The organism is Phocaeicola sp. (assembly GCF_048170425.1).
In the GTDB taxonomy this organism is placed as follows: Bacteria; Bacteroidota; Bacteroidia; order Bacteroidales; family Bacteroidaceae; genus Phocaeicola.
Genome location: NZ_DBEXBB010000162.1, coordinates 1 through 4,410, shown reverse-complemented (window position 1 = coordinate 4,410; position 4,410 = coordinate 1). Strand labels below are relative to the sequence as shown.

The following is a 4,410-nucleotide window of genomic DNA, read 5'->3' as shown; positions in this document are numbered from 1 at the left end:
GTTCTTGTTTCCATTACATTGGAAAGAGACTCCTGTGTTTTATAAGATTGTGCGCTGGGTATTTGCCAGTGTAAATACCTTTTTCCTGATAACCAATCTGATAGACTGTGTGTATTTTCGTTTTACCGGAAGACGTACTACGATGACGGTTTTGCAGGAATTTCGGAATGAGGGAGACGGAAAATTAACTTCTATTTTTTTAGATGAGTTTGCTACCTATTGGTATCTGGTGTTGTTGGCTGCTGTGCTGTTTTATGTAATATATAAGCTGTATCGCTCGCCTAAGGTTCCTGTGAGACAGAAAATGCCTTATTATGTGGTACAACTGGTAACTCTGTTGATTGCTATTCCTTTTACAGTGTTTGGTATGCGTGGAGGTATGACTACCGCTACTCGTCCTATTACTTTGAGTAATGCCAATCAATACGTAGAACGTCCTTTGGATGCGGGTCTGGTGTTAAATACACCGTTCTCTTTGTTCCGCACGTTGGGGAAAGCGACGTTTGTCATTCCTGATTATTTGCCTGAGGCAGAAGCTGTGGCAGCTTATTCTCCAGTGCATTTCCCTGCCGATTCAACTGCTTTCCGCCCGATGAATGTAGTGGTAATTATCTGGGAGGGGTTCAGTAAACAACATGTAGGCTCATTGAATCCTCAGCTGGAAAACGGGGCTTACAAGGGTTATACTCCTTTTATTGATTCATTGCTGGCAAAGAGTCTGACTTTTCAGTATTCATATAGCAATGGTCGCAAGAGTATTGATGGAATGCCGTCGGTACTGTCATCCATACCAAGCTTTGTGGAACCATTCTTTTTGACCCCTTCGGCTTTGAATGATGTATCCAGCATTGCTGGTGAGTTGACCAAAAACAAGGGATATTCATCTGCTTTCTTCCATGGCGCGATGAACGGTTCAATGGGTTTTCAGGCTTTTGCCCGTTCCGTGGGTTTCCAGAAATATTTTGGTCGTACCGAATATAATGAGGACCCGAATTACAATGGCGATGCGGATTTTGACGGGACTTGGGCTATCTGGGATGAAGAATTCTTGCAGTTCTATTGTGACCGGATGTCGGAAATGAAAGAGCCTTTTGTCACATCTGTATTTACGGCGACTTCTCATGGTCCCTTTGACTTGCCTGAACGTTATAAAGGCAAATTCCCTACGGGAGATGATCCTTTATTTGAAACGGTGGCTTATTCTGATTATGCCATTCAACGTTTTTTTGAGAAGGCAGAAAAGCAGTCTTGGTTTAAGAATACATTGTTTGTAATTACGGCAGACCATACCAGTGGAAACTGCTATCCGGAGTATGTGACTGATTTAGGCTATTATAATGTGCCTGTCATTTTTTATGCCCCTGGGCTTCCAGAGTTGAAGGGCTTGGATAAAGAGAAGATAGTAGACCAGATTGATATTATGCCTACAGTGTTGGGTATACTTGGTTATGATCGCCCTTATGTGGGCTTTGGGCAGGATGCACTTCATACACCTGCTTCAGAGAAGTTTGCTGTAAATTATTTGCCTTCAAGCGGCGTCTACCAGTTCCTGAAAGGTGATTATCTGATTCAGTTCGACGGAGAAAAAGTGATTCATGCCTATCGTTTCCGTACAGACGTGCTGATGAAGGACGATGTGAAGGACAGCATGCCGCAGGAGGTGCGGAAAGAAATGGAAGTCCAGCTGAAGTCGATTATCCAGCAGTACATGCAGCGGATGAATAACAACGAACTGGTTTATAGGGAATAATTCAAAACAGCATATAAAAAGGAAAACCGGACTTTCACGAGACGAGAACCTCTGAAAGTCCGGTTTTTCTATATCAATATATCTGATTATGCGTTCTTGTTGGCACGCTTACGTTCTGTTTCGTCCAGAATGACTTTACGCATACGCATGCTCTTCGGAGTTACTTCCACGTATTCATCTTCCTTGATGTATTCCAGTGCTTCTTCCAGTGAGAAGATAACCGGCGGAATGATACGGGCTTTGTCGTCGGAACCAGAAGCACGCATGTTGGTCAGTTTCTTTGATTTGGTTACGTTGATAACCAGGTCGTTTTCATGAACGTGTTCACCTACCACCTGTCCGGCATATACTTCGTCCTGCGGATAGATAAAGAACTTACCGCGATCCTGCAGCTTGTCGATGGCGTAAGCAAAGGCAGTTCCTGATTCCATGGCAATCATTGAACCGTTGGTACGGCGAGGAATGTCGCCCTTGAACGGCTGGTATTCCTTGAAACGGTGAGCCATGATGGCTTCTCCCTGAGAAGCAGTCAGCACGTTGGTACGCAGACCGATGATACCGCGTGACGGCATGTCAAACTCAATGTTTACACGGTCGCCCTGAGTTTCCATGGATACCATTTCACCCTTACGGCGGGTTACCATATCAATCATCTTGCTGGCAAATTCTTCGGGCACGCTGATGGTCAGTTCCTCAATCGGTTCACATTTCACACCGTCGATTTCCTTATAGATTACCTGCGGCTGTCCTACCTGAAGTTCGTAGCCTTCACGACGCATGGTTTCAATCAATACAGACAGGTGGAGCACACCACGTCCGGAAACAATCCATTTGCCGTCTTCGTTTTCCGTCTTGCGCACGCGCAGCGCCAGGTTCTTGTCCAGCTCTTTCATCAGGCGGTCGTGAATGTGACGTGAAGTCACGTATTTTCCTTCCTTGCCGAAGAACGGAGAGTCGTTGATGGTGAACAGCATGCTCATGGTCGGTTCGTCGATGGCGATAGGTGGCAGCGGTTCCGGATTTTCGAAGTCGCAGATGGTATCACCGATTTCGAAGCCTTCCACACCGATGATGGCACAGATGTCGCCGGAAGATACAGCTTCTACTTTCTTGCGGCCCAGACCTTCGAAGGTATGTACTTCCTTGATTTTTGATTTCACCATGGTGCCGTCGCGTTTGGCCAGGGTGATGTTCATGCCTTCTTTCAGCGTACCTCTGTGCACGCGGCCTACGGCGATACGTCCGGTGTAAGAAGAATAGTCAAGTGAAGTAATCAGCATCTGCGGAGTACCTTCCAGCTGTTTCGGGGCCGGAATGTATTTCACGATGGCATCCAGCAGCGGAGTGATGGTGCCGGTCGGAGTTTTCCAGTCTTCACCCATCCAGTTGTTCTTGGCAGAACCGTAGATGACCGGGAAGTCCAGCTGGTCTTCTGTGGCGTTGAGGCTGAACATCAGGTCGAACACCATTTCATATACTTCTTCCGGACGGCAGTTCGGTTTGTCTACCTTGTTTACCACTACGATAGGTTTCAATCCAATCTGCAAGGCTTTCTGAAGCACGAAGCGGGTCTGCGGCATCGGACCTTCAAAAGCGTCTACCAGCAGAATACATCCGTCGGCCATGTTCAAGACACGTTCCACTTCTCCACCGAAGTCGGCGTGTCCCGGAGTATCGATAATGTTGATTTTTGTACCGTTGTAATTGATGGATACGTTTTTGGAAAGGATGGTTATACCTCTTTCACGCTCCAGGTCGTTGTTATCCAAAACCAGTTCACCGTTGGTCTGGTCGTTGCGGAACAGGTGTCCCGCCAGCATCATCTTGTCCACTAAGGTTGTTTTTCCGTGGTCAACGTGAGCAATAATGGCAATGTTTCTAATGTCTTGCATACTATACCTATATATAATTGTGTGCAAAATTACTGTTTTTCAGCGAAAGGAGGGTATTTTACGCCGGGTTTTTATATTTTTTGGCGTAAACGGAAGTACAGATACCGGTCTTTATGCGGCTGAAACTTCCGGTGAAGGCTTAAAAAGAATTCTTCCTTAGGGTGTGAAAAAAAGATGTAAAACGCTTGTAGTCTGAAAGATTATGCTTACCTTTGCATCCGCAAATCAAATTTATACATTTTAATAAACAGTCAAAATTATGTATTTAGACGCAGCTAAAAAACAAGAAATCTTTGAAAAGTACGGAAAGTCTAACACTGATACTGGCTCACCTGAAGCGCAGATAGCATTGTTTTCATACCGTATTTCTCACCTGACTGAGCACATGAAGCTCAACAGAAAAGATTATAGCACTGAAAGAGCTTTGACAACTTTGGTAGGTAAGCGTCGTTCTTTGCTGAACTACCTGAAGAGCCGTGATATCGAAAGATACCGTGCTATTGTTAAAGAACTTGGTCTTCGTAAGTAATCCGTTACTTGCTGCAGGCAAAAAAATAAGCCGCTTTTCCTTCAAGGGAGAGCGGCTTATTTTTTGTACCCTCGTCGGGAATCGAACCCGAATCTAAAGTTTAGGAAACTTCTAACCCAACTTTGAGTATCAACCACTTGCGAGGCTATTTCATTTTTTCGTAGAACTATAGTAGAACTTTTGTATTTTTGCTGAATACCCCTGCCTCTCTAAAAGAAGAATACAGGGGTACAATGCAA

The 4,410-nt window shown here is 45.0% G+C and carries 3 protein-coding genes; 2 read left to right on the top strand and 1 reads right to left on the bottom strand.

All coding sequences use genetic code 11. From position 1 onward, the window contains the following. A partial coding sequence (locus tag ACMJ0U_RS06240; protein WP_417128919.1) for an LTA synthase family protein occupies positions 1–1,750 on the top strand: 1,750 nt, incomplete at its 5' end. A gap of 86 nt (positions 1,751–1,836) precedes the next feature. On the opposite strand, the gene typA is transcribed toward ACMJ0U_RS06240, so the two are convergent. Further along, positions 1,837–3,642: a translational GTPase TypA gene (gene typA / locus ACMJ0U_RS06235; protein WP_417128918.1), complete on the bottom strand. Its 1,806-nt coding sequence runs from the start codon at positions 3,640–3,642 to the stop codon at positions 1,837–1,839. 259 nt (positions 3,643–3,901) lie between these two features. On the opposite strand from typA, the gene rpsO reads away from it, so the two are divergent. Further along, a complete protein-coding gene (gene rpsO, locus ACMJ0U_RS06230; RefSeq protein WP_072531233.1) occupies positions 3,902–4,171 on the top strand; it encodes a 30S ribosomal protein S15 in 270 nt (89 codons plus the stop codon). The last annotated feature ends 239 nt before the right edge of the window (positions 4,172–4,410 follow it).

What these genes read in the sequence shown, in the direction of transcription:
- rpsO (WP_072531233.1), top strand. Translation starts at nt 3,902, where the DNA reads ATGTATTTAGACGCAGCTAAAAAACAAGAAATCTTTGAAAAGTACGGA.
- typA (WP_417128918.1), bottom strand. Translation starts at nt 3,642, where the DNA reads ATGCAAGACATTAGAAACATTGCCATTATTGCTCACGTTGACCACGGA.